Source organism: Streptomyces sp. NPDC057099 (assembly GCF_042671245.1).
GTDB lineage: Bacteria > Actinomycetota > Actinomycetes > Streptomycetales > Streptomycetaceae > Streptomyces > Streptomyces purpurascens.
This window is the reverse complement of sequence record NZ_JBHUTX010000007.1, coordinates 229,662-252,579: the sequence shown is the minus strand read 5'-3', so window position 1 is coordinate 252,579 and position 22,918 is coordinate 229,662. Positions and strand designations below refer to the sequence as shown.

The 22,918-nt window shown below is 72.0% G+C and carries 19 protein-coding genes and 1 pseudogene; 15 read left to right on the top strand and 5 right to left on the bottom strand.

All coding sequences use genetic code 11. The features are described 5' to 3' along the window. Window positions 1-228 precede the first annotated feature (228 nt). The 10 genes and pseudogenes from ACFT4A_RS13265 (at window position 229) to ACFT4A_RS13220 (ending at window position 10,395) form a co-directional block, all read left to right on the top strand. Entirely contained in the window at window positions 229-987 is a 759-nt protein-coding gene (locus tag ACFT4A_RS13265; protein WP_382828997.1) for a hypothetical protein, read from the top strand. 18 nt (window positions 988-1,005) lie between these two features. Continuing rightward, the gene (locus ACFT4A_RS13260) at window positions 1,006-3,087 is read left to right on the top strand and encodes a hypothetical protein (RefSeq protein WP_382828994.1); all 2,082 of its coding nucleotides are present in this window, start codon (window positions 1,006-1,008) and stop codon (window positions 3,085-3,087) included. A gap of 5 nt (window positions 3,088-3,092) precedes the next feature. Next, window positions 3,093-4,589 (top strand): hypothetical protein, encoded by a 1,497-nt coding sequence (locus ACFT4A_RS13255; RefSeq protein ID WP_382828992.1) that lies wholly within the window; start codon window positions 3,093-3,095, stop codon window positions 4,587-4,589. Next, window positions 4,579-5,925 carry a DUF4407 domain-containing protein gene (locus tag ACFT4A_RS13250; RefSeq protein ID WP_382828989.1) on the top strand — a complete coding sequence of 449 codons (1,347 nt, stop codon included), beginning with the start codon at window positions 4,579-4,581 and terminating at the stop codon, window positions 5,923-5,925. Before ACFT4A_RS13255 ends, ACFT4A_RS13250 begins: the two co-directional genes overlap by 11 nt. A gap of 270 nt (window positions 5,926-6,195) precedes the next feature. Continuing rightward, window positions 6,196-6,870, top strand: coding sequence for a glycoside hydrolase family 11 protein (locus ACFT4A_RS13245; RefSeq protein ID WP_382828986.1), 675 nt, complete (start codon window positions 6,196-6,198; stop codon window positions 6,868-6,870). A 2-nt stretch (window positions 6,871-6,872) separates the two neighbouring features. Beyond that, a pseudogene (locus tag ACFT4A_RS13240) lies at window positions 6,873-7,535 on the top strand (polysaccharide deacetylase family protein); the annotation flags it as partial. Window positions 7,536-7,659: 124 nt separating this feature from the next. Beyond that, entirely contained in the window at window positions 7,660-8,151 is a 492-nt protein-coding gene (locus ACFT4A_RS13235; RefSeq protein ID WP_382828983.1) for a hypothetical protein, read from the top strand. A 137-nt stretch (window positions 8,152-8,288) separates the two neighbouring features. Beyond that, complete coding sequence (locus ACFT4A_RS13230) at window positions 8,289-9,080, top strand: SAM-dependent methyltransferase (protein WP_382828980.1); 792 nt, start codon at window positions 8,289-8,291, stop codon at window positions 9,078-9,080. A 90-nt stretch (window positions 9,081-9,170) separates the two neighbouring features. After that, entirely contained in the window at window positions 9,171-9,854 is a 684-nt protein-coding gene (locus tag ACFT4A_RS13225; protein WP_382828977.1) for a hypothetical protein, read from the top strand. A gap of 55 nt (window positions 9,855-9,909) precedes the next feature. Continuing rightward, the gene (locus ACFT4A_RS13220) at window positions 9,910-10,395 is read left to right on the top strand and encodes a MarR family winged helix-turn-helix transcriptional regulator (RefSeq protein ID WP_382828975.1); all 486 of its coding nucleotides are present in this window, start codon (window positions 9,910-9,912) and stop codon (window positions 10,393-10,395) included. Between the two features lie 17 nt (window positions 10,396-10,412). On the opposite strand, the gene ACFT4A_RS13215 is transcribed toward ACFT4A_RS13220, so the two are convergent. Continuing rightward, on the bottom strand, window positions 10,413-11,603 hold the full coding sequence (locus tag ACFT4A_RS13215) for an MFS transporter (RefSeq protein WP_382828972.1): 1,191 nt from the start codon (window positions 11,601-11,603) through the stop codon (window positions 10,413-10,415). A gap of 80 nt (window positions 11,604-11,683) precedes the next feature. Here ACFT4A_RS13215 and ACFT4A_RS13210 point away from each other — a divergent pair, with 80 nt between their 5' ends. The 3 genes from ACFT4A_RS13210 to ACFT4A_RS13200 all read left to right on the top strand — a co-directional run bounded on the left by ACFT4A_RS13210 (window position 11,684) and on the right by ACFT4A_RS13200 (window position 14,146). Beyond that, on the top strand, window positions 11,684-12,676 hold the full coding sequence (locus ACFT4A_RS13210; protein ID WP_382828969.1) for an ArsR/SmtB family transcription factor: 993 nt from the start codon (window positions 11,684-11,686) through the stop codon (window positions 12,674-12,676). A 9-nt stretch (window positions 12,677-12,685) separates the two neighbouring features. After that, on the top strand, window positions 12,686-13,189 hold the full coding sequence (locus ACFT4A_RS13205; protein ID WP_382828967.1) for a glutathione peroxidase: 504 nt from the start codon (window positions 12,686-12,688) through the stop codon (window positions 13,187-13,189). 78 nt (window positions 13,190-13,267) lie between these two features. After that, a complete protein-coding gene (locus tag ACFT4A_RS13200) occupies window positions 13,268-14,146 on the top strand; it encodes a MerR family transcriptional regulator (RefSeq protein ID WP_382828964.1) in 879 nt (292 codons plus the stop codon). Between the two features lie 105 nt (window positions 14,147-14,251). Here ACFT4A_RS13200 and ACFT4A_RS13195 read toward each other — a convergent pair whose 3' ends face one another. The 3 genes from ACFT4A_RS13195 to ACFT4A_RS13185 form a co-directional block, all read right to left on the bottom strand. After that, window positions 14,252-14,443, bottom strand: coding sequence for a DUF397 domain-containing protein (locus tag ACFT4A_RS13195; RefSeq protein WP_189726921.1), 192 nt, complete (start codon window positions 14,441-14,443; stop codon window positions 14,252-14,254). A gap of 179 nt (window positions 14,444-14,622) precedes the next feature. Then, window positions 14,623-15,498, bottom strand: a complete 876-nt coding sequence (locus tag ACFT4A_RS13190; protein ID WP_382828961.1) for a helix-turn-helix domain-containing protein — start codon at window positions 15,496-15,498, stop codon at window positions 14,623-14,625. Between the two features lie 232 nt (window positions 15,499-15,730). After that, the gene (locus ACFT4A_RS13185; protein ID WP_382828958.1) at window positions 15,731-16,486 is read right to left on the bottom strand and encodes a GPP34 family phosphoprotein; all 756 of its coding nucleotides are present in this window, start codon (window positions 16,484-16,486) and stop codon (window positions 15,731-15,733) included. A 782-nt stretch (window positions 16,487-17,268) separates the two neighbouring features. Here ACFT4A_RS13185 and ACFT4A_RS13180 point away from each other — a divergent pair. Continuing rightward, window positions 17,269-19,911, top strand: coding sequence for a D-alanyl-D-alanine carboxypeptidase (locus ACFT4A_RS13180; protein ID WP_382829123.1), 2,643 nt, complete (start codon window positions 17,269-17,271; stop codon window positions 19,909-19,911). Between the two features lie 196 nt (window positions 19,912-20,107). Continuing rightward, complete coding sequence (locus ACFT4A_RS13175) at window positions 20,108-22,033, top strand: MFS transporter (RefSeq protein ID WP_382828956.1); 1,926 nt, start codon at window positions 20,108-20,110, stop codon at window positions 22,031-22,033. A gap of 12 nt (window positions 22,034-22,045) precedes the next feature. On the opposite strand, the gene ACFT4A_RS13170 is transcribed toward ACFT4A_RS13175, so the two are convergent. After that, window positions 22,046-22,885, bottom strand: coding sequence for a hypothetical protein (locus tag ACFT4A_RS13170; protein WP_382828953.1), 840 nt, complete (start codon window positions 22,883-22,885; stop codon window positions 22,046-22,048). Window positions 22,886-22,918: the final 33 nt, after the last annotated feature.

The window sequence follows — 22,918 nt, the reverse complement described above, 5'->3', positions numbered from 1 at the left end:
GGCCACCGGCCGCACCGACTTCCCGAACCCGCCCGTAACGTGCGGCCACCGCTGTATGTTTCCGCACCTTTCCGCATCCCGTATTTCGACGGGGTTCGCGGCGGACGGCGCGTGTAGGACTGGCCTACCGGCGTCCGCGCGAGGGGAGCGGACGCCGGTGTCCGCCGGAGTGCGCCCCCGGATCCGATCACGGGTGCGGCTCCACTTCAGTGAGCGGGGAGTTCAGGCATGGGAACGTTCGGTCGCAGACTGCTGCTGGCGGTCGACGCGAAGGGATACGGCGGCGTCGACGTGGTGACGCAGCGCGAGTGGCAGGAGGCGATCCGGCGGCGGCTCGAGGCGGCGGCCGGCGCGGCCGGGCTCGACTGGGAGCAGTGGGCGACGCAGGTCGGCGGGGACTCGGTGTTCGCGGTCCTGCCGAAGGGGGCGTCGGAGCCGGACCTCGTGGACCCGTTCATGCGCCATCTGGAGGCCGGTCTGCGCACCTTCAACCGCAACCGGCGCGACGAGGCCCGGCTGCGGCTGCGGGCCGCCGTGCATTTCGGCACCGCCTCGCCCGCGGCCAACGGCTTCGAGGGCCGCGCCCCGGTCGAGATCGGCCGGATGCTGGACAGCCGCGTGCTGAAGGCGGCGCTCGCCGCGGCGCCGGCCGCGCAGCTGGCGCTGGCGGTTTCCGCGACCGTCTTCAACGACGTGATCGGCGAGGCGTACACGACGATCCAGCCGCAGGAGTTCCGCGAGGTGCGCGTCGCGGAGAAGGAGTACGCGGGGCGGGCGTGGATCCGGGTGCCGGGGTACGACGTGACGGCCCTGGACCTCGGGGGGACCGAACAACCCGGCGCGGGGGGCAGCACAGGGGACACGAGGGGCGCGACCACAGTCGGCGCGCGCCCCCCGAGCGCCCCAACTGCTCCTGGTGACACGGTAGTTCAGGTCATAACCGGAACCGTCCATGCCCAGGGTGCCGTCTTCGGGATCTCCAAGTGACCTGAGTGACGGCCGAGGATGAACGAGGAACACGAGGAACACAGCGAGCAGCGCGCCCAGGACACACCAGAGGCGCACCACGCGGACGAACCGCAGCCCCAGACCCAGACCCAGAATCAGAACCAGAACCAGAACCAGCCCGAGCAGGTCCACCACAACAACGTCAACCAGTACTTCTACGGAGAACTCGACGCCTCCGGCGCCCAGTTCGGCATCGGCACCGCCGGCTCCGACAACGCGCGGCGCCGTGCCGTGGGCCGGCTCGACGCGGGCGAGGCGGACGCGATCCTCGCGCCCTACGTCAAGCCCGCCTGCTTCGAGCAGGCCGTGCTCGCCCTCGAACAGGACGGGGTCGTGGTCCTGGTCGCGCCGCCGGGCACGGGCAAGCGGTCCGGGGCCGTGGCGCTCGTCGACGCCCTCGCGGAGGGGTCGGAGTACGTCGTGCTCTCCCCCGGCCGCAGCCTGGACGACCTCGCGAGCGGGAAGGTCGCCTTCGAGAAGGGCGTCGGCTACGTCCTGCTCGACCGGATGAGCGAGGACAGTTCCCAGACGGCGGACTTCGACTGGCGGCGGGTGCGCGACACCGTCCGCGAGCACGACGCCCACCTGGTCGTCACCACCGTGCGCCCGGTCGAGAGCGGTGTCGTCGAGTCCGTACGGCACGTGCCCTGGCGGCTCCCGGACCTCACCTCCGTACTGCGGGTGCGGCTGGTGCGGGCCGGGTGTGCGCAGGACACCGTGGAGCGGGCCGTGTCGCTGATGCCCGGCGGGTGCCGGATCGCGGAGGTCGCCGTGGCCGCCGAGCGGATCGCGTCCGGCACCGCGCCGGACGAGGTCTGGCAGGACTACGGCAGCAGCGCGGCCCAGCCCGTGCGCGACTGGTTCGACCGGGACCGTACGCCGCAGGAGTGGGCCGAGATCACCACGCTGGCCTTCGTCAACGGCGCCGGCTACCGCGACTTCGAGACCTGCCAGGAGCGGCTGGAGGGCTGGGTGGCGCCGGCGTTCCCGGAACCCGTCACCGAGGAGGAGCAGGCCGCGGCGGCCCGGCGCGCCGTCGACCGCCGGCTGTCGCTGTCCCGCAACGACCTGGTCGCCGTGGAGCAGCGGAAGAACGGCGCGCTCACCCGTACCGCGCTGGTCTTCCCCCACCCCCAGTACCGGCAGTGGGCGCTGGAGGAGCTGTGGACCAAGCGCTCCACGCCGTACTGGAACGGCGTACGGGACTGGCTCACCGAACTCGTCGCCGCCCAGCCGGGGCTCGGGCTCCAGCTGTCCGTCGCGCAGGGGCTCGCGCTGCTCACCCGGCCCGCCTTCGACGAGGTCGCCGACAACTATCTGCACCCGTGGGCGGGCGGCGCGGCCGGTCCCGCCGGGCAGTCGACGGCCGTGCTGGTGCTGCAGTGCATGTGCCTGGACGAGAGCCTCGCCTCGACCGCGCTGGGCGTGGCCCGGGGCTGGGCCCGCTCCTACGACCCGGTGCTGCGGTCGACGGCGGCGGCGGCGTTCAGCGGGGCGCTCGGCGTGCGCTTCCCCACGGACGCGGTCACCAATCTGCTCCGGATGGTCCGCGGGGGCGTCCGGTCCGTGGACGCGGCGTTCGCGCTGGCCGGTCTGGTCGCGGTCCTCGCGGAGTGCGGGCAGAACACGGGCGCGGTGTTCCGGCCGCTCGCGTACCGACTGCGGGCCCAGCGCGAGACGCTGACCGGGCAGTCCAAGGAGAACATCCTGGGTGCCGTGCTGATCGTCCTGCGGGCCCGGGACGCGCGGACCGGGCGGCTGGTGTGCGCGTCGCTGATGGAGCGGGACGACCGGCAGACCGCCACCATCGGCGAGCTGTGGGCGGGCGTCCTGGACAACCTGCCGCGCCGGGGCCGGGCCCTGGCCGCCCTGAACACCACCCTGCGCGAGCTGCCTGCGGTGTCGGAGCGGCCCGAGCGGGTGGCCGAACGCTTCGGCGGGGCCCTGGGCGCGGCCCTGCCCCCGGACGACGGTCCGCCGCTGGCCGCGGCCCTGCGGCAGGTCGCCGCCCGCGCCGACGAGGCGGCCGGTGCCCTCGTCGAGATCTTCCTTACCGCCGTACTGAGCACGGAGGGCTGACAGGCATGGCTGAGAAATACCCGCTCGTCGAGCAGCGGGAGTACGGGCGGCCGGACCGGCGCGGCGGCATCTGGCGCAAGCGGGTGACGCGCGCCGACGACGAGCTGCCCAGGGTCGCCGCCCACCATGTGCGGGTGTTCCGGGTCGGCGAGGAGTACGTCGAGGACCACGGGCAGCTGCGCGCCGACGACCCGGTGGTGACCGGGGCCAGCTCGGTCACGGTCGTGGACCGGCGGATCGAGGTGCCCGTCGTCGTGGAGACACGGATCCCGTCGTCCGAGGCGGGCGACTTCACCGTACGGGCCTGCTTCTACTGCACGGTCACCGACCCGAGCGCGGTCGTGCGCGACGGCGTCACCGACGTGGAGGCGCTGCTGCTCGCCCATCTGCGCGAGGTGCCGGGGCTCACCGAGGACGGCAGCGACCTGCCCGTCGTCGACACGGCCGCCGTACGCGCCCGGATCGACGCCCGGCTGACCGCGTACCACGAGATGCGGCCGTCGTTGGTGTCCGGGATCCGGGCCCGGCACGGGTCGATCGAGGTCCTGACGCCCGAGGAGATGTCGGCGCACGTCGAGGAGATGGAGCGGGCCCGCCGGGACCGCACGCGCCTGCGCCACCAGGAGGAGATGGAGCAGCAGGCGGCCCTGGACCGGGCCCTGCGCGAGGCCGAACTGGAGCTGAAGCACGAGGAGATCCGCAACCTCCAGGCGATGCGCAAGGAGCGCAACCGGCAGGAGGAGGAGACACTGCGCACGGGCTACGAGCACGGCGCCGGTGCCGAGCGGCAGGACTACGAACTGGAGATCGAGCGCCGGCGCAACCGTTTCACCCGGGCCGAGATCGAGGACGACATCAAGCTGATCGGCGCGGACCCGGTCGCCGCCGACTATCTCGCCTGGCGCAACGGCGACATCAGCGCCGACGAGCTGTCCAAGCGGCTGCACGCGGCCGAGGAGCGCTGGGACTCGCGCAAGGACGACCGCCTCCGGCTCGACCGCGACCACGAGATGACGCGCCGCGGCCTGGACCGGGACGATCTGCGCTGGCAGGTCGAACGCGAGGACCGGCGCCAGGAGCTGGCCCGCGGCGAGGAGCGGGAGCAGACCAAGGCCCAGCGCCAGGAGGCCGCCCGGCGCTGGGACCTGGAGCACGACGACCGGCTGCGGCAGCGCCACGAGAAGCGCGAGGACGCCAAGGAACTCCAGCGGGACCAGCACGAGTTGGCGAAGCAGCAGCTCAGTGTCCGGGCCACGCTGGGCAAACAGGCCATCGACCGGGGCCTGTTCGACAGCACCATGTACGACGCGGGTGCCTTCATCAACAGCGTCGGCGACGTCCCGCCCGCCCAGAGCACGCCGAATGGGGAGCTGAAGGGCGGGGTGAAGCGCGAGCTGCGCCGGGCGCCCGGGCGCACCTCCGAGGCCGCGCCCGCTCCGGTCGACGGTGACGACGCCGACGACTTCGACCCGGCGAACCAGGAGGGGAGCCTTGGCAACTGACACGCCGCTCCGCCCGGCCGACAGCACGGCCTACGACGAGCACCGGAGCCAGTCGCGCCCGGCGCCGCCCGCCGCCGGATGGACACTCCGGCTGCGCCGGCTGATCGGCATCGACGAACCCCTGCTGGACTGGGTGCCGGAGGAGCGCGCCCGCTACACCTGGTACGGCGCGCTCGTCGTCAACACGGCCCTGCTGGGCGCGATCTCCATGGTCCTGGCCCTCTCCAGCTTCCGTTCCGACCTGCCCCTGGCGGCGGCCATCGGCGTCGCCGTCGTCTGGTTCTGGGTGATCCTGGCCCTGGACAGCTGGCTGGTCTCCAGCACCCACGGCACGACGGTCCGCAAGTGGACGCTGCTGGTGCGCTTCCTCCTCTCGGTGCTGCTCGGTCTGTTCATCGCCGAGCCGATCCTCTTCCAGATCTTCGACAAGGAGATCCGCCAGTCGATAGCCGTCGGCAACGAGCAGAAGGTCGCCGACTACCGGGGCATGCTCGTCTCCTGCAATCCCACGGACGGCGCCTCCACCACCGGCCGCCGCGAGTGCGCCCGCTACCAGCTGAAGGTGGCGGGCTCCCCCGCCGAACTGGCCCGCCAGATCAAGAGCAACGACGACCGCGTCAAGTCCCTCAGCACCCAGGTCGCCGGCATCAACAAGACCCTCAGCGCCAAGCAGTCCACCGAACAGCGCCTGTGCGGGCCGAAGTACTGGATCGTGCGCAACGGGGTGCGGGACGTCACCATCACCTGCGAGCGGGCCCGCAAGGCGGCCTCGGACTACAAAGACAACAGCAAGGTCGAGACGTACGAGAAGAAGCTGGAGGGTCTGGTCGCCCAGGGCCAGAAGCTGGCCGCGCGTAAGGACGGGGCCGCCGACGACTACCAGCCGCTGCTGCAGAAGGCCGTCGACGACAAGACCCGGCAGCGTGCCGCCGATCTGGACACCGACGGCATCCTCACCCGGGCGGCCGGCCTCAAGCAGGTCGCCGAGTCGGACGGCTTCGCCCTGTTCCTGACGATCGTGCTGCACCTGCTCCTGCTCTGCCTGGACGCCATGCCCGTCCTGGCCAAGGTCCTCAGCGGCGCCACGACCTACGACACCCTGCTCGGCGCCCGCCACCGGGCGAGCCGCAAGCTGTACGCCGAGGAACTCCAGGTGCAGCACACCTGCGCCCGCATGGAGCACGACGTGCAGCGGCACCGGGTGGAGTGGGACACGGCCGACCGCATGCGCCGCCTGGAGCAGGAGCACCAGCGGGCCCAGGCCGAGCGGGCGGCGGAGGAACGGGCGGAGCTGGAGGCGCGGATGGGGCGGATCATGCGGACACGCGGGGTGTGAGGGCCACTTGATCCGGAAACGGTTCGAAAGATTCGAGTAGCGGAATTCGCTGGTCCGGCTGGGATGCCCCCTCCGCCCTCATCACATCCGACGCATCCCAGCCCCAACCAGTCGCCGAACAGCGGAAATACACTCCGGCCCCGGTGAACGGGCTGACGAATCTTTCGCAACAATCACCGAAACCATTGACAGTTGACAGGGCCAAGCCAACACTCCCGGGTGACAGAGCACCCCCGTCCACCCCACGAGGACGATGGAGGAAGCACGCCCATGAGCAACGCACTCAGCCGCTTACGGCTGCTCATCAGCGGTGTCTGCACGATGCTGCTGGTCGCGCTGGCCGTCCTGGCCCTGCCGGGCACCGCCCACGCCGACACGGTCGTCACGAGGAACCAGACCGGCACCCACGAGGGCTACTACTACTCGTTCTGGACCGACAGCCAGGGCACGGTCTCCATGAACCTGTCCGCCGGCGGCAGCTACAGCACGTCATGGCGGAACACCGGGAACTTCGTCGCCGGCAAGGGCTGGGCCACCGGCGCCCGCCGCAGCGTGACCTACTCCGGCACCTTCAACCCGTCCGGCAACTCGTACCTGACCCTCTACGGCTGGACCGCGAACCCGCTCATCGAGTACTACATCGTCGACAACTGGGGCACGTACCGGCCGACCGGAACGTACAAGGGCACCGTCACCAGCGACGGCGGCACGTACGACATCTACAAGACCACGCGCTACAACGCCCCGTCCGTCGAGGGCACGAAGACCTTCGACCAGTACTGGAGCGTGCGGCAGTCCAAGCGCACGGGCGGCACCATCACCGCGGGCAACCACTTCGACGCCTGGGCCCGGGCCGGGATGCCCCTGGGCAGCTTCAAGTACTACATGATCATGGCGACCGAGGGCTACCAGAGCAGCGGCAGCTCCAGCATCACGGTGCGCTGACGATGGCCGCCACAGCGCGCGTCGCGCTGCTCACCGCCCTCCTGACCGCAGCGGCCGCGTTCACGGTCACCACCGCCCCCGCACAGGCCGCCGCCTGCAACGGCTACGTAGGACTCACCTTCGACGACGGCCCCTCCGGCAACACCACGAGGCTCCTCGACGCGCTCCGGCAGAACGGGCTGCGGGCCACGATGTTCAACCAGGGCCAGTACGCCGCCGCCAACCCGTCCCTGGTCCGGGCCCAGGTGTCCGCCGGCATGTGGATCGGCAACCACAGCTACACCCACCCCCACCTGACCCAGCTCGGCCAGGCACAGATCGACTCGGAGATCTCCCGCACCCAGCAGGCCGTCGCGAGCGCGGGCGGCGGCACCCCGAAACTCTTCCGCCCGCCCTACGGCGAGACCAACGCGACCGTGAAGTCCATCGCGGCCCGGCACGGCCTGACCGAGATCATCTGGCACGTCGACTCCCAGGACTGGAACGGCGCGAGCACCGACGCGATCGTCCAGGCCACCGCCCGCCTCACCAACGGCCAGATCATCCTCCTGCACGACTGACCCGCCAACACCCTCGCAGCCGTCCCCCGCATCGCCCAGAACCTGACGGCCCGGGGCCTGTGCGCGGGCATGATCTCCCCACAGACGGGGCGTGCCGTGGCACCCGGCTGAGGGACGCTCGGAATCGGCGCGATGCAGCCCGGGCCATCGCGCCACCCGGGCGATAGGCCCACGTACTTGAGTACGCGGGCTCATGACGGACCCGCCCCGGGCCCGTGACCATGGGTGTATGACGAATCGGGGAAAGCTTTCCGCAGGGGTCGCGCTCGCGCTTGGGGTGCCGGTCGCGGCTTGGGGGCTGATGGGGCAGCAGAACTACGACGGGCTGCCGGCGAGTGAGCTGGACTATGCCTACCAGCCGTGGGGCATCGGGGACGGTGTCGCGGCGGTGGTCGGCGGGCTCGCGCTGGTGCTGGCGGGGGCCGGGGCCGCGGTGCTGGTGCGGGCGGCGCGGAGTGGGGCGCTGGACCGGCGGTGGTGGGGGGTGCTCGGGCCGCTCGTGGTCGTGGGGCTCATGGTCGGTGTGGGGTGGAGGGTTCTGACCGCGGGGGTGGTCGGGGCCAACATCGGGGCCGGGATGCTGATCATCTTCGGTACGCCGGTCGCCGCCGGGCTGCTGCTGTGGGCCGTGGGACGGGGCGTGTGGCTCGCGACGCGGGGGCACGGGGGCGGCAGTGGCGGGGCCGGGCGTCTCGGTGGGGTTTCGCCGCGCGGCGTCTGACCCGGACGGGTCGGCCCGGGGTGGCCGAAACGCCATGGTGGTGAGTGACGGGGAGTGGGCAACTTCGGTGACCGGCCGAGGGGTTCGCCTAGGTTGGTGGAACGGTGCCCCTTTCCCACCCCCCAGGAGGCCCTGCCGTGCTCGACGACAGCCTGCGTGCCCGTATCGACACCTCCAAGCCGCACTCGGCCCGCTTCTGGAACTACTTCGTCGGCGGCAAGGACAACTACGAGATCGACCGCGAGATCGGCGACCAGATCAAGTCGATCTTTCCGGGCCTGGTCGACGTGGCGGTCACGAGCCGCCGCTTCCTGGGACGGGCCGTCCGGCAGCTGGCCGAGGAGCAGGGCGTCCGGCAGTTCCTGGACATAGGGACCGGGTTGCCGACCGCCGACAACACGCACGAGGTCGCCCAGCGCGTCGCACCGGACGCCCGGATCGTGTACGTCGACAACGACCCCATCGTGCTGGCCCACGCCAACGCGCTGCTCACCAGCACGCCCGAGGGCGTCACCGCGTATCTGGACGCCGACCTGTACGACCCCGAGGCCGTCCTGGAGGCCGCCGCGGGCACGCTCGATCTGTCCCGGCCGGTCGGGCTGATGATCCTCAACACGCTGGGGCATGTCGCCGACTACGAGCGGGCGCGTGAGCTGGTGCGGCGGCTGATGGCCGGGTTGCCGGCCGGCAGCCACCTGGTGATCAGCGACAGCACGGCCACGAGTGAGGGCATGATCGCGGCGTCGGAGGCGTACAACGCGAGTGGTGCGGTGCCGTATTACGTGCGGACCGTGGCCGAGATCGCCGGGTTCTTCGACGGGCTGGAGTTGGTCAGGCCGGGCGTGGTGCGGGTTTCGGAGTGGCGGGCTGAGGTGTCGGACCTTGATTCCGCTGTGGATGCGTATTGCGGTGTGGGGCGCAAGCTGTAGCGGTTCGTGGTTCGGTGACGCGCCGTGTGAGCTGGTCGCGCAGTTCCCCGCGCCCCTAAAGATCCACAGCCCCGGGACGATAATCAGGGAATGATCACCCCACCCCCCGCCCCCGAGCCGCGCAACCGTCTCGTCGGGGATCTTCTCGCGGTCGGTGAGGAGTACTCGCTCGTCCTCTCGGGCGGGTACGCGGTGCTGGCGCACGGGCTCGTGGAGCGGGCCGGGCCGGATGTGGACGTGGCGACCGAGGACCCCGCCGGGATGGAGGTCGTCGCCGATGCCGTCCGGGCCGGGCTGGTGGCGCGTGGCTGGCTCGTGCAGACGCGGGAGACCGAGCCGCTGTCCGCCCAGTTCCTCGTCACCGACGCGGCGACCGAGCAGGAGTACGACGTCGGCGTCCACAAGGAGGTGCTGTGGCGCCCGCCCGTGCTGACGGAGCTCGGGCCCGCGCTCTCCCTCGACGACCTCGTCGGCACCCGCGTGCGGGACCTGGCCGACCGGGGACTCGCCCGCGACCTGGTCGACGTACACGCCGCCTCGGCCCGCTGGAGCCACCCCGAACTCGAGGAACTCGGCCGCCGCCACGCCCCCGACACCTTCGACCTCACCGACCTCCAGGCCCGGCTGACCGGCACGGACTGGATCGACGACCGGGCGTTCACCGTCCATGGTCTCGAGGTCTCCGCCGTCGCCGGACTGCGCCGCTGGGCGCAGGAGTGGGCCGACGACATCGCGGAACGGCTCATCGAGGGCGAGGCCCCGGACGAGGAGTGACCGGTACGCCGCCGAACCGGCCGAGGCCGGTCCTACCGCTCGGTACCCTGACCCGATGGGGAACGGGGCAGGCGGGCAGGTGGGTGTCGTCGCCGCGCTGGTGCGGGCGGCGTTCCTGGTGGACGGTGTCTACGCGGAGGCCAGCCGGGCGTACGGACTGACGCCCCAGCAGGGACAGCTGCTGTGCGTGCTGATGCCGCAGCCGTACGGGATGGGGGAGCTCGGGGAGACGCTCGGGCTGGCGAAGTCGAGCCTGACCGGGCTGGTGGACCGGACGGTGCGCCGGGGGCTGGTACGGCGGGAGGCCGACCCGAGGGACGGCCGGGCCGTGCGGGTGGGGCTGACGGAGGAAGGGGCCTCGCTCGCCGGGAAGTTCTACGCCGAGACCGTACGCCGGATGGAGGCCCTGCCGGCCGGACTCAACGGCGTCGAACGGGAACGGCTGGCCGTGCTGCTGTCACGGGTCGTGGTCGACAACGAGGTTCCCGAGGTGTTCGCCGAGGCGGAGAGGGAGCATCAAAGGGGCTCTGGCGTCGAGTAGCCGAAATCCCCCCGGGGTCATGCCTTCCGTGCCAGGGGTGCGACCGCCCCCTCCGCACGCCTTCCCGCCACCATCAGGGACAGCGTCACTCCCGTCGACATCGTCGCCATCGCCGTCATCGCCACCGCCGGGGAGGTCAGTTGGGCCACGGAGCCCGCGAGCGCCGCGGCCACGCCCTGCATCGTGAGCATGCCCGCCGAGTGCAGGCCCAGGGCATGGCCCGTCAGGGCGTCGGGGGTCAGGGCCACCAGGCGCTCCTGCTGCACGAGGCTCGCGCCGAAGCCGACGGAGGCCAGGGTGACCGCGGCGGCCGCCAGGGGGACGTCCGGGTGCAGGAGGAAAGGCACGTACGGGACGGCCAGGAGCAGCAGGAGCGGGAAGCCGAGGCGGGGGCGCAGGCGCGGCGGGAGCAGGCGGCCCACCAGGACGTCCCCGGCCAGCATGCCCAGCGCGGCGCAGGCGAACAGGGTGCCCGCGGACTCGGGGGCGTAGGAGACATAGAGGGATTCGCAGCCGACGATCAGGCCGTTGGGGATCCAGAGGGCCAGACAGACCTGGCGGCGGGGCGCGGACGACCACAGCAGCGCGTTGGCGCGCCAGGTCGCCGCGACCGAGGGGCGGCCCGTCGTCCGGGGCGGGCGGCGGGTCAGGCCAAGGCGGACGACTACGGCGGCCATGGCGTACAGGGCGGCGGCCGTCAGCAGGGACACCCGGGGGGACAGCAGCGCCACCAGGGCGCCGCCGGTCGCGTAGCCGGCGATCTGCATGAGGCCGCTCATCATGTTGAAGACCGAGCGGCCGAGCAGATAGCCGTCCTTGGAGAGGATCTCGTTCAGCAGGCCCCAGCGCACTCCCCCTCCCACCGACTCCGCCAGCCCCTTGGCCAGGACGATCACGAGGAGCGCCCAGACCGGCAGGCCGGGCAGCGCCAGGGCGGCCGTGGCCGCAGCGAAGAGCAGGGGCAGGGCGGTCAGGGCCGCGCGCGGGGGCAGGCGGTCGGCCGCCGAGAGCAGGAACGTCGCGCCCAGCACCTGCACCAGCGACGAGCCGAACATGCTCACCGCGGACAGCAGCGGCGACTCGGTCGCCCGGTACACCAGGGTGCCCAGGGCCAGGCCTCCCATGGTCTGGGCGACCGTCTGGGCCGACGCGGCCAGGAAGAACGGGGTGAACTCGGGGGTGCGGAACAGTTCGCGGTAGCTGCGCATGCGCGGAGTCTCCGACGGCCCGAACGGCACGGTTATTGTTTCGCGCAGGGGCGAAACATCGGGGAGCAGGGGGGTGCGCGATGGGCTGGTGGCAGGTCAACGCCGACACCCTGGCCGGGAGCCGGTTCGTGATCTCGCCGTTCGCCGAGGCCTTCGCGAGTCTGCGGCTGCTGCACACGGCCGAGGCCGCGCATCCCGGTGAGCGCCGGTGGCTCGACGCCCATCTGCCGGACTACCGGCGGCGGCTGGCCCGGGACCCGGTGACCGCGCTGCTCGTCCGGGCCGGGATCGGGCGGGAGTGGACGGCCGACTTCCTCTCCCCCGCCCCACGCGACGGGGAGCCCTTCGAGCAGGGGGTGGCGCGCGTGCGGGCGGCGTGCCCGGGGGCGGCCCGCGCCGACCTCACCGTCTCCCTGCGCGGCCCGGTCCCGGAACGGCTGGAGCGGGACGACCTCCCGGAGCGCGCCGCGGATCTTCTGACGTACGTCTGGACCACGGCCGTACGCCCCTACTGGCCGCACCGCCGGCGCATCCTCGAAGCGGATGTGGTCGCACGGACCGCGCAGGTCAGCCGGGGCGGCTGGGCGTCCGCGCTGGACGCGCTGCGGCCGGGGACGCGGTGGCTCGGGGAGAACCGGCTACAGGTCAACGCGCACGAGTACCCGCCGCGCGAGGCGTCCGGCGCCGAGCTCGTGTTCGTGCCCGTCACCACGCAGCGCATCGGCTGGGTCGCGTGGGAGGGGACGGACCGGTACGCGCTGATCTACCCGTGCGCCGGCGCCCTCGCCGACGCGGACAACGCACCCGTGCCCGCGAGCCTCGGCGCGCTGCTCGGCACCGGCCGCGCCGGTGTGCTGGTCCGGCTCGGCTCCCCCCTGAGCACCAGCCAGCTGGTCGCCGTGACCGGGCAGGGGCTCGGCTCGGTGGGGCGGCATCTGCGGGTGCTGCTGGACGCCGGACTGGTGGAGCGGCGGCGGGCGGGCAGGTCGGTGCTGTACTCACGGACGGCGGCCGGTCAAGTCCTGGTCGAGGCCGTGGAGGCCGGGAACCGGTCCGGCACCCGCCGGAGCTAGGCTCCGGGCATGACGACTTCCAACGGTTCCTCTCCCCTCGACGTCCAGATCGGTGCACTGCAGGGCGGTTCCGCCGACCTGTCCCAGTACGCGGGCAAGGCCGTGCTCGTGGTGAACGTCGCCTCCAAGTGCGGCCTGACCCCGCAGTACACGGGGCTCGAGAAGCTCCAGGAGCAGTACGCGGAGCGCGGCTTCACCGTCCTCGGTGTGCCCTGCAACCAGTTCCTCGGGCAGGAGCCCGGCAGCGCCGAGGAGATCGCGGAGTTCTGCTCGGCGACGTACGGCGTGACCTTCCCGCTGACCGAGAAGGTCGAGGTCAACGGTGACGACCGGCACCCGCTGTACGACCGCCTGACCGGCTTCGCCGACGCCGAGGGGCACAGCGGCGACATCCGCTGGAACTTCGAGAAGTTCCTCATCGGCCGGGACGGCCAGGTCGTCGCCCGCTTCTCGCCGCAGACCGAGCCGGAGTCGGACGAGGTCGTGCGGGCGGTGGAGGCCCAGCTGGCCTGAGGCCTCGCACCCGACCGGGTTGACCTTGCCCCTGGGGCAGGCCCGAGTGTCCTCCTCGCCGGGCGGAAGAGCCGCCCGGTGACGGAGGATGCCGTGGTGGACGTACCGGACCGGGACCTGCTCACCATCGGGGCGTTCGCCGCGCGCGCCCGGCTCTCGGCCAAGGCCCTGCGGCTGTACGACCGGCTGGGGCTGCTGGCCCCGGCGCAGGTCGACGAGGCCACCGGCTACCGCTACTACCGCGCCGGCCAGGTCGAGCAAGCCCGGCTCGTGGCCATGCTGCGGCAGCTCGACATGCCGCTCGCCCGGATCGCCGAGGTGGTCGCTGCGGGCGACGGGCCCACGGCGGCCGCTCTGCTCGGCACGTACTGGGCGGACGTCGAGGCACGGGTCGCGGGGCAGCGGACGCTCGCCGAGTACCTCCGTGGACGACTGTCGGGGAGGAGCTCCGAGATGTACGAGAAGTTCGCGGTCGAGACGGTGGACGTGCCCGCGCAGGTGGTGATCACCGAGACCCGGCATGTGCTGGCGGGCGAGCTGCCCGCGTGGATCGGGGCGTCGCTGGGCCGGCTGGAGTCGGCGGCGCGGGAGTGCGGCGGTGTCACGGCGGCGCCGTTCGTCGTCTACCACGCCGAGGTGTCGATGGAGAGCGACGGCCCCGCCGAGTCCTGCGTGCCCGTGGCCGACGAGGCGGCGGCCCGGGCGTGGGTCGAGAGGCACGGCCGGACCTGGGGGACGAAGGTGGCGGTGCACCCCGCCCAGCGGCTGGCCTACACCCGGATCACCAAGGCGCAGGTGGCCCATCCGCAGATCATGGCGGCCTTCGAGGCGGTGGAGGAGTGGATCGCCCGGGAGGGCCTGGAACAGGCGGGCCCGTGCCGGGAGGTGTACTTCGCCGACTGGGAGGCGACGGGGGCGGAGGATCCGGTGTGTGACGTGGCGTTCCCGGTGAGCTGAGCCCTCAAGGGAGCCCCGGGCACGAGCGGAGCCCTCTCGGCAAGGACGGCGATGCTGGTCGAGAGGGCTCTGTCGGTGGTGCTTGTGCGGTTGTCGAGCGCGAGGTCAGGCCTTGACCGACGTCACGAAGGCGTTCCACGCGTCGGCGGGAAACGCCAGCTTGGGGCCCTCGGGGATCTTGGTGTCCCCGAGCTCCAGGGCCTCGTCGACGGTCGACCTGACCATCACGCACGCGCCGTTGTTGTTGGTGTAGGAGGACGTCGTCCACGTTTCCGTGGTGCCCAGACGAATTGCCATGTTCGCTCCGTAGCCAGTTGCGTTTACGCCAACCCGTGCTGGTGGGTGGCGTGATCGACGCTACTCGCCAACATCCTCGTACGGAGCAGTCATTCACTCGACTGGATGGCATATTCCAGAGGAGACTTCCAGTCAGGCGTGTCAGGGGTGTAACATCCCGCGCTTTGCCCGACGAAAGGTCACTTCTCCCCGGTCCAGCCCCGCGCGTACTCCTTCGCCATCCGCTCGATGAGCTGCCGCGACTGGTCCACGTTCAGCGACTGGGCGCGCAGATGCTCGTACATCACCGTGTACTTCTGCACGTCGAGCGGCTTCTCCAGATACAGGTCGCTGGTGACGCCCTCGATGTACACCACGCTCGAGTCGGCCGCGTCGGCGAACTCCAGGATCGAGTACTGGCCGTTGATGCCGGCGTGCGCGCCGACCTCGAACGGCAGGACCTGCACGGTGATGTGGGGCAGCTGGGACATCTCGACGAGGTGCTCCAGCTGCTCGCGCATCACCGGGCGGCTCCCGACGATCCGGTGCAGGGACGCCTCGTCCAGGACCACCCACAGCCGCAGCGGGTCCGTCTCGGCGGTGATACGGCCCTGCCGGCGCAGCCGGACCTCGACGCGCTTGTCGTTGTCCGCCTCCGACGCCTCGGGCGAGCCGCCCCTGATGATGGCCTCGGCGTACGCGCGGGTCTGCAACAGGCCGGTGACGATCTGCGGTTCGTAGACCCTGAGCGACTCGGCGTCCGTCTCCAGGCCGATGTAGACGCTGTACGGGATGTCCCCGAAGGCGTGCCACCAGCCCTGCTGCCGGGAGTCCTTGGCCATCTGCATCAGCGATTCGACGATGCGCTGGTCCTCCACCTCGTACACGCCGCACAGATCGCGCACGTCACGCTGGCTGATGCTGCGCCGGCCGTTCTCCAGCCTGCTGATCTTCGACTGCGACACCAGCAGCCGCTCGGCGACCTCTTCGGCCGTCATGCCCTTGAGCTCGCGGAGCCTGCGGAGCTCCTGGCCCAGCCGGCGCCGCCTGACGGTGGGATTGACATTGGACGCCACGGGAACGTGCACCTCCGGCTGCGTGCCTCTACTTTGCGTATCTGCTGTTGAGCAGACTGCCACCAAGGTGCTTCCTACCGCTGGGAAACGGTGGATATGCGACGGGTACACGCCAGTTCGGACAGGCACGCCGAGCGGGGCGGGGAGAGTGTGTGCTCTCCCCGCCCCGCTCGGACAGCGGCTCCCGTGACCGGGTCGTGGGTGCGGCGTCGTGCCGGTGGTGCGGCGCGGCTCAGTGGGCCGGGACGCGGGCCATGCTTCCGCGGTGCGGCTGCATCGGAACACCGCGGGCGGGTTCCACTGCGGGCCTGGCTCCGCCGGCGGCCTGGCGGCCGGGCGGTGCCGGGTTGCGGCGCGGCTGCGCGGCCACGCCGTTCTGGACGTCCATCACGGCGTGCGCGACGAGACCGCCCATGGGGTCGTGCCTGATCAGGTCCCGCAGCCGGGACCGGGACGAGCGTCCCTCGTTCCCCGGATACAGGTGCTTGCCGAGGCCGACCGCGTGTGCCAGGGCGGCGAGCGCGGCGGTCCGCGGGTCCGGCGGTACGCCGGTGCGGATCGCGGAATCCAGCCTGGCCCTGATCTCCCGGCTGATTTCGGTGTCCGTCGCCTGGTAACGAGTCGTCGGCAGCACTCCGCACATCTGGCCCGCCACGGCATGCACCATGCCGCACCGCTCCAGATGCGAGAGGTAGGTCTGGCGGAGCCCCAGTCGCGGCCCGCCAATCCAGTGGACGGCCCGCACGGGAGCGCCACGCCTTCGCAGCAACTCCAATGCGCAGTCCAGTGTTGGATCTCCAGTCGGCCGTGGTGCCACCACGGCGATACGATCCCCGTCTGGGGCTATCCGTCCGGCCAGCGCCAGCTCTACTAGCTGTGCTCCGGCCAGACCGAGGTCGAGCGACTGCGGCTGTGCAGTGGTACCCGTGGTCGGGTCCAATGCCAGCAGCAGAAGCTCCTCCGGAAGTGTTCTGCGGCTCCTGCCCATCCATGCCTCCCCGCGTGGATGACAGACAGGGTGACCCCTCTCACATTGGTCTGTCGAGGGTGCGTGACCGGTTCGTAGTGGAACCAGTAGGTATGTCGTTCTCGTCTACCGGATGGGTTCGACCCGTACACAGGACACTGGTACATGGTTCGGACAGCGCCGGGGAGCGGTGTCACGGCGGCGGTTCACGGTTCGTTACGCGTACGCGGGGAGTGCGGCGCGAGGAGGAGGCATCGGTGGCGGGCGAGTCCCCCGACAGGTCGAAGAAGCGCGAGTCGTCGGCACAAAAGACGTCGGGGAGCGCGAGTCCGGTTCCGGAAGCCAGGAGCGAGGCGTCCGCGGAGTCCCCCCGCGACCCGCGCGTCCCGGTGTCCCGGGACACGGAGAAGTCCTCCGCACGCGGCGGCGTCGACACGGCGACCCGCGTGTTCTCCGTCCGCACCACGGACGACCCGACGGACTCCCCGTCCGACGCCCCCGCCCCCAAGGGGCCCGCCGACGCGACGCCTGACGCCGAGGAGGGCGACGGCGACGCGGACGCCGAGGGCGTGGCGGGGGATGCCGGGCGGGGTGACGGAGACGCCGGCACCGAGGGCGCGGCGGGCGACGCCGAGCCGGGCGACAGCCACGCGGACGAAGACGACGCGGCGGTTGGCGCCGAGCCCGGCGACAGCCACGCGGACGCCGAGGGCGCGGCGGGTGACGCCGAGCCGGGCGCCAGCGACGCGGGCGAAGACGACGCGGCGGTTGGCGCCGTGTCGGGCGACAGCCACGCGGATGCCGTGGGCACGGCGGGTGACGCCGAGCCGGGCGACAGCCACGCGGACGCCGAGGGCGCGGCGGGCGACGCCGAGCCGGGCGACAGCGACGCGGGCGAAGACGACGCGGCGGTTGGCGCCGTGTCGGGCGACAGCCACCCGGATGCCGTGGGCACGGCGGGCGACAGCGACGCCGCGAGTGACGCCGAGGGCGGCGCGGGCGCGGCGGCTGATGAGGCCCGGGAGCCTGCGAAGGGTGCCGCCGAGGCTTCCGGCTCCGGTCAGGGTGACGACACCGCGGGCAGCAACGGCCGGCTGCGGGACGCGGTGGCCGCGTGGGTCGCGTCGGCGGACGCGGACGAGGGCAAGGAGCCCGCAGAGGGCGCCGAGAAGGACGCCACGGACGGCCGCGAGGCCGCCGAGGGCACGGACGAGCCCGCGAAGGGCGAGAAGGGCGACCAGGAGGCCGAGAGCGCGGACGAGTCCGCGGAGGCCGACGCGGACGCCCGGGACGGCCAGGAGGCCGCCGAGAGCGCGGGCGAGAGCCCGGACGAGCCCAAGGACGCCCCTGGGGCCCAGGAAGCCGCAGAGGAGGCTTCCGAGGGCGCCGAGGCGAGCCAGGACGAGGACGACGAGCCCGAGGCGGACCGTTCCGCCACCGCCGAGACCACGGACGCGGACGCCCCCGAGGCCGACGCCGACAGCGAGCCGGGCACCGCCACGTCCGAAGCCGGCACGAAGCCCGCCGAGGACGACAGCACGGCGAGTGAAGCGGGCAGCACCGCGAAGACCGACGGCAAGGCCGCGTCGAAGACCGGGAGCACGGCGGACGCCGACGGCAAGACCGCCGAGCCCAAGGACCCCCGCGTCTCCGAGGCCGAGCCGAAGGCCGCCGAGCCCAAGAACCCCCGCGCCTCCGACGACTCCGAGACCGAGCCGACGACCGACAGCACGGCGGACGCCGATGCCAAGGCCGCCAAGCCCAAGGACCCCCGCGCCAACGACTCCGACGACTCCGACGAGGACCCCGGTGCCGAAGGCGAAGGCGGCGGCGAGGCGCAGAAGTCGGGCGACGACGGTGACGGCTCCGCCGGAGCTCGGGTCGATCAGCCCACCGCTGTGTTCAAGGCGCCGCGGCCGGCCGTCGATCAGCCGACGACGATGTTGAAGATCGGGGGTGCGGCCAAGGGCAAGGACGCTCCCGAGAAGGAAGCCGAGCGGACCAGTAAGTTCGTCGCGCTGAAGCCGCTGGACGACCCGGCGACGCGGAAGCCGGCCACGCCGGCCGCACCCGCACCCGCACCCGCCCCCGCGCCCGCCCCTGCCGAAGCCACCGCCCCCGTCCCCACCGTCAGCCCCGAGCGGACCACGCAGCAGCCGTTGCCGCCGCGGCCGCCGCTGGACATGCTGGCGGAGCTGACGAACACCCCGCCGCCCCCGGACACCCCGCTGCGGACGGCCGTACGGCGGGTGAAGATCTGGACGCCGCTGGCGCTGCTGCTCGTGATCGTCTTCGCGGTCGTGCAGAACGTGCGCCCGCTGCCGACGCCCACGCTCCAGCTCACCGCGAAGGACACCTACACCTTCGAGGGCGGCAAGGTCGACATCCCCTGGCCGGCCGACGGCCAGGCCGCGCTGGACGTGCAGGGCATCGGTACGTTCGGCTCGTCCGGCGAGCAGAAGCCCGTGCCGATCGCGAGTGTCGCCAAGGTCATGACCGCCTATGTGATCCTGCGCGAGCACCCGCTCAAGAGCGGCGAGGACGGGCCGAAGATCGGGATCGACCAGGCGGCCGAGGACCAGTCCGACGCCGGCCAGGAGTCCACCGTCGATGTGACGAAGGGCGACAAGCTCACCCAGCGGGAGGCTCTGGAGAGCATCCTGATCGCGTCCGCGAACAACGTGGCGCGACTGCTGGCCCGCTGGGACGCGGGGTCGGAGAAGGCGTTCGTGCAGAAGATGAACGACGCCGCCAAGGACCTCGGCATGAAGAACTCGACGTACACCGACCCCTCGGGCCTGAACAACACCACCGTGTCCACGGCCGTGGACCAGGTGAAGCTCGCCCGGGCCGCCATGGAGCAGCCCGCCTTCCGCGAGGTCGCGGCGATGATGTCGTACGTCGACTACAAGGGCACCAAGCACGACAACTGGAACCGCCTGGTCGGCTACAACGACGTCACCGGCATCAAGACCGGCACCACCACCTCGGCGCTCGGCAACCTCGTCTTCGCGGCGAAGAAGGACGTCGACGGCGAGACCCACCGGGTCATCGGCGCCGTGGTGCGCCAGCCCGCCGGCGGTCCGGACAACACGATCCTGGGTGCCGCGCTGCACGAGGGCGACAAGCTGATCCGGGCCGCGCAGGGCGCGCTGGAGTCGGCGACGATCCTGAAGAAGGGCGACATCGTCGGGTACGCGGACGACGGTCTCGGCGGCCGTACGCCGGTCGCCGTCACCGAGGACGTCACGGCCGTCGGCTGGGCGGGCCTGTCCGTCAAGCTGACGTTCGCCCCGGACGAGCTGCCGCACACGGCCAAGGCCGGCAAGAAGGTGGGCACGCTCACCGTCGGTGACGGCAGCAGCAGCGCGGTCAAGGTTCCGGTCGCCCTCCAGGAGGACCTCGTGGAGCCGGGCTTCGCGGACAAGCTCACCCGCATCGGCTGAGCCGGGGCACCCACCGGCACCACCGCACCCCGCAGGTCGCGGCCCGTCCGGGCTCCGTCCGGCGGGGTGCGTGCTAGCGTCCCGAATCGGGGCAGGTCGCCGTCCGCGGCGGCGCGGTCGCGAACCGAGGGTGAACGGTACGCGGCCGGGAAGCAGAAGCTGAGAACAGAAGACGGGACACGGGGAGTGCCTTTCAGTGGCCACTGCGGAGCCGACACGCACCGAGAACGCCGATCCGGGCCCGGGATCCGGCCCGCGAATAGGCATGCCCGAGACGCGGGAAGCCGACGCACCGGACGCTGACGTACGGGACACCGACGTACGGGACGCTGACGCACAGGACGCTGACGCACAGGGCGCCGACGGCACGACCGGCCGTGAGCGCGACACCCGGCTGCGGACCGCCGTACTGACGCTGCGTGAGCGCATGCTGCGCCACCCGGTCCTGTCCGTCACCGGCCTCGCCGGAGTGCTCCACGTCGTCTGGTTCTTCACGTTCGCGAACAGTGGCGGCGACCTCGCCGCGCAGGACGCGTGGGCCGAGTTCGTCGGCCGACACCCGGACTCGGCGTACAACCTCGCCTGGTACGGCGGGATGCACCCGGTGTCCTACAGCGTCGTGTCGCCGTATCTGATGTCGGTGCTCGGCGTGCGCACGACGATGATGATCGCGGGGACGGTGTCGGCCGGGCTGCTGACCCTGCTCCTGATCCGCAGCCGGTCCGTCCGCAACCCCCTGTGGGCGTCGATGGCGGGCGTGTTCGGGCTGTTCTGCAACGCGGTGTCCGGGCGGGTGACGTTCGGCCTCGGCATGATGTTCGCGCTCGGCGCGGTCTCCGTCGTGTTCTGCTGGCCGTACAGGTGGCGTTACAAGCGCTGGGCGAAGGCCCTGTGCGCGGCGCCGCTGGCCGCGCTGGCCACCATGGCGTCGCCGGTCGCGGGTCTGTTCGTGGGCCTGGTGGCGGTCGCGCTGTTCCTGCAGAAGCGGCGGCCGGGCGCGTGGGCGCTGGGGCTGGCGCCGAGCGCGGTGGTGGGCGTGTCGGCGCTGCTGTTCCCGTTCTCGGGGACGCAGCCGATGATATTCGGCTCGGTGATCCTGCCGGTCGCGTTCTCGGCCCTCGCCTACGCCCTGGTGCCGAAGGACTGGAAGACGGTCCGGCTGACGGCGGCGGTGTACGGGCTGGGCGTGGTGCTGGTGTGGCTGATCAGCTCCCAGATCGGGTCCAACATCACGCGGCTCGCGATGCTGTTCGCCGGGGTGGCGCTGGTGGCCGCGCTGCCGTACACGGTGCCGCGCGGTCGCAGGTGGTACGCGGCCGTGGTCGCACTGGTCGCCTTCACCGTGTGGATCGGCTTCAAGACCGTCGACGACATCGTGCACACCGCCCCGGCGGCGTCCTGGTCGCGCGAGCTGGCGCCGCTGCTCAACGAGTTGCAGGAGGTCGGCGCCGAGAAGGGCCGGGTGGAGGTCGTCCCCGCCCGCTCCCACCGGGAGGCCGCCGCGCTCGCCCCGTACGTCAACCTGGCCCGCGGCTGGATGCGCCAGGCCGACATGGAGCGCAACCCCCTCTTCTACGACGACACGCTCAACTCGGCGAACTACCGCGAGTGGCTGCAGCGCTGGGGCGTGCACTACGTCGTGCTGCCCAAGGGCGAGCCGGACGGCGACGGCGGGGTGCGGGAGCGGGCGCTGGTGCAGCGCGGGCTGCCGTATCTGACCCAGGTCTGGGGCGACGCCAACTGGCAGCTCTTCAAGGTCACCGCCCCCACCCCGCTGGCCGAGCCCGACACGGTCGTCGAGCGGGCCGAGCAGGGCGAGATGGTGCTCAAGGTGAGGAAGCCGGGCCGGATCCTGGTCCGCATCCCGTACACCCCGTGGCTGAGCGTCGTCGACGCCGAGGGCAAGAGCCTCAAGCCGCCGCAGGAGACGGAGGAGTCCAGGAACCGGCCCGAGGGCGAGCCGAAGACGTACGTCAACGTCAACGGCTGCCTGATGGACACCGAGGAGGACGAGCAGGGCGTCCGCTGGACGGAACTGCTCGCCCCGAAGGCCGGGACGTACCGGCTGGCGGCGCCGTACCAGTTCCCCCGGGGGCTGCCCTGCCCGCCGGAGCTGCGCTGACCGGCTCAGTTCTCAGCGGAGCCGGTCCACGTAGGTGTCGGTGCCCGGCAGGGTCGGTACGAACGGTGCCACCAGTTCCACCCTGCCGAGCCCCGAGTCCGCCACCGCCGTGTCGAGGCCTGTGAAGTGGTTCTCCCAGCACTCCCTGGGGTCGGCCTGGAGGAACCACAGCAGGGTCAGGCGGGTGTCGACGCCCTCGACCTGTTTGACGTAGGTCATGCGGTCGCCGGGGAGCGGGGTGGGGCGGAAGACCGTCACCAGCGCCGCCGGGGAGCCCGCGAGACGCTTCGGCAGGTGGCGGGAGCGCAGCCACTCCAGCAGCTCGGCGCGCTGCTCGGGGGTGTCGGCCTCGACGACCTGGAGGACCAGGCCGGTGTAGGGGTGGTCCAGGGCGTGCCGGTCCCTCGGGCCCGCCGCGCCGTCCCGGTACACGGTCGCCTCGTGGTCCTGGAACGCGGTGAGGACGTGGGTGCGGTCCTGGTAGACGCGGCCGTCGCGGTTGAGGCGCCTGTTGATGGCGACCGTCCAGCGCATGTGGTCGTCGTAGCGGCCGTCGGTGATCCAGTACGTGGAGAGGTAGCAGCCCGTGGTGACGGGCTGGGCGATCGCCGACTTCTCGGGGTAGCGCAGGAGTTGCAGGTCCCGGGTGGCGACCCAGCGGCGGCCCGCGTACATCCAGGGCATGGCCATCGCGCCGGCGTAGTAGTGGTCGTCCTCGTACCAGCGGTTGTAGGCGTACTCGTGGCCCGGGTGCGGTTCGACCATGGTGATCAGGGCGTGGCCGGGGTGGGTGCCGTAGGGGCCGACGGCGGCCAGTTCGGCGTACAGCTCGCTGCGGGTGTCGTCGCTCATGACCCTTCCCCTTCGTCGGTGACAGGCCCATAC

Excerpts from the sequence above, each read along its gene's own strand:
- ACFT4A_RS13265 (WP_382828997.1), top strand. The coding sequence starts at position 229 with ATGGGAACGTTCGGTCGCAGACTGCTGCTGGCGGTCGACGCGAAGGGA.
- ACFT4A_RS13260 (WP_382828994.1), top strand. The coding sequence starts at position 1,006 with ATGAACGAGGAACACGAGGAACACAGCGAGCAGCGCGCCCAGGACACA.
- ACFT4A_RS13255 (WP_382828992.1), top strand. The coding sequence starts at position 3,093 with ATGGCTGAGAAATACCCGCTCGTCGAGCAGCGGGAGTACGGGCGGCCG.
- ACFT4A_RS13245 (WP_382828986.1), top strand. The coding sequence starts at position 6,196 with ATGAGCAACGCACTCAGCCGCTTACGGCTGCTCATCAGCGGTGTCTGC.
- ACFT4A_RS13235 (WP_382828983.1), top strand. The coding sequence starts at position 7,660 with ATGACGAATCGGGGAAAGCTTTCCGCAGGGGTCGCGCTCGCGCTTGGG.
- ACFT4A_RS13225 (WP_382828977.1), top strand. The coding sequence starts at position 9,171 with ATGATCACCCCACCCCCCGCCCCCGAGCCGCGCAACCGTCTCGTCGGG.
- ACFT4A_RS13220 (WP_382828975.1), top strand. The coding sequence starts at position 9,910 with ATGGGGAACGGGGCAGGCGGGCAGGTGGGTGTCGTCGCCGCGCTGGTG.
- ACFT4A_RS13215 (WP_382828972.1), bottom strand. The coding sequence starts at position 11,603 with ATGCGCAGCTACCGCGAACTGTTCCGCACCCCCGAGTTCACCCCGTTC.
- ACFT4A_RS13210 (WP_382828969.1), top strand. The coding sequence starts at position 11,684 with ATGGGCTGGTGGCAGGTCAACGCCGACACCCTGGCCGGGAGCCGGTTC.
- ACFT4A_RS13205 (WP_382828967.1), top strand. The coding sequence starts at position 12,686 with ATGACGACTTCCAACGGTTCCTCTCCCCTCGACGTCCAGATCGGTGCA.
- ACFT4A_RS13195 (WP_189726921.1), bottom strand. The coding sequence starts at position 14,443 with ATGGCAATTCGTCTGGGCACCACGGAAACGTGGACGACGTCCTCCTAC.
- ACFT4A_RS13185 (WP_382828958.1), bottom strand. The coding sequence starts at position 16,486 with ATGGGCAGGAGCCGCAGAACACTTCCGGAGGAGCTTCTGCTGCTGGCA.
- ACFT4A_RS13170 (WP_382828953.1), bottom strand. The coding sequence starts at position 22,885 with ATGAGCGACGACACCCGCAGCGAGCTGTACGCCGAACTGGCCGCCGTC.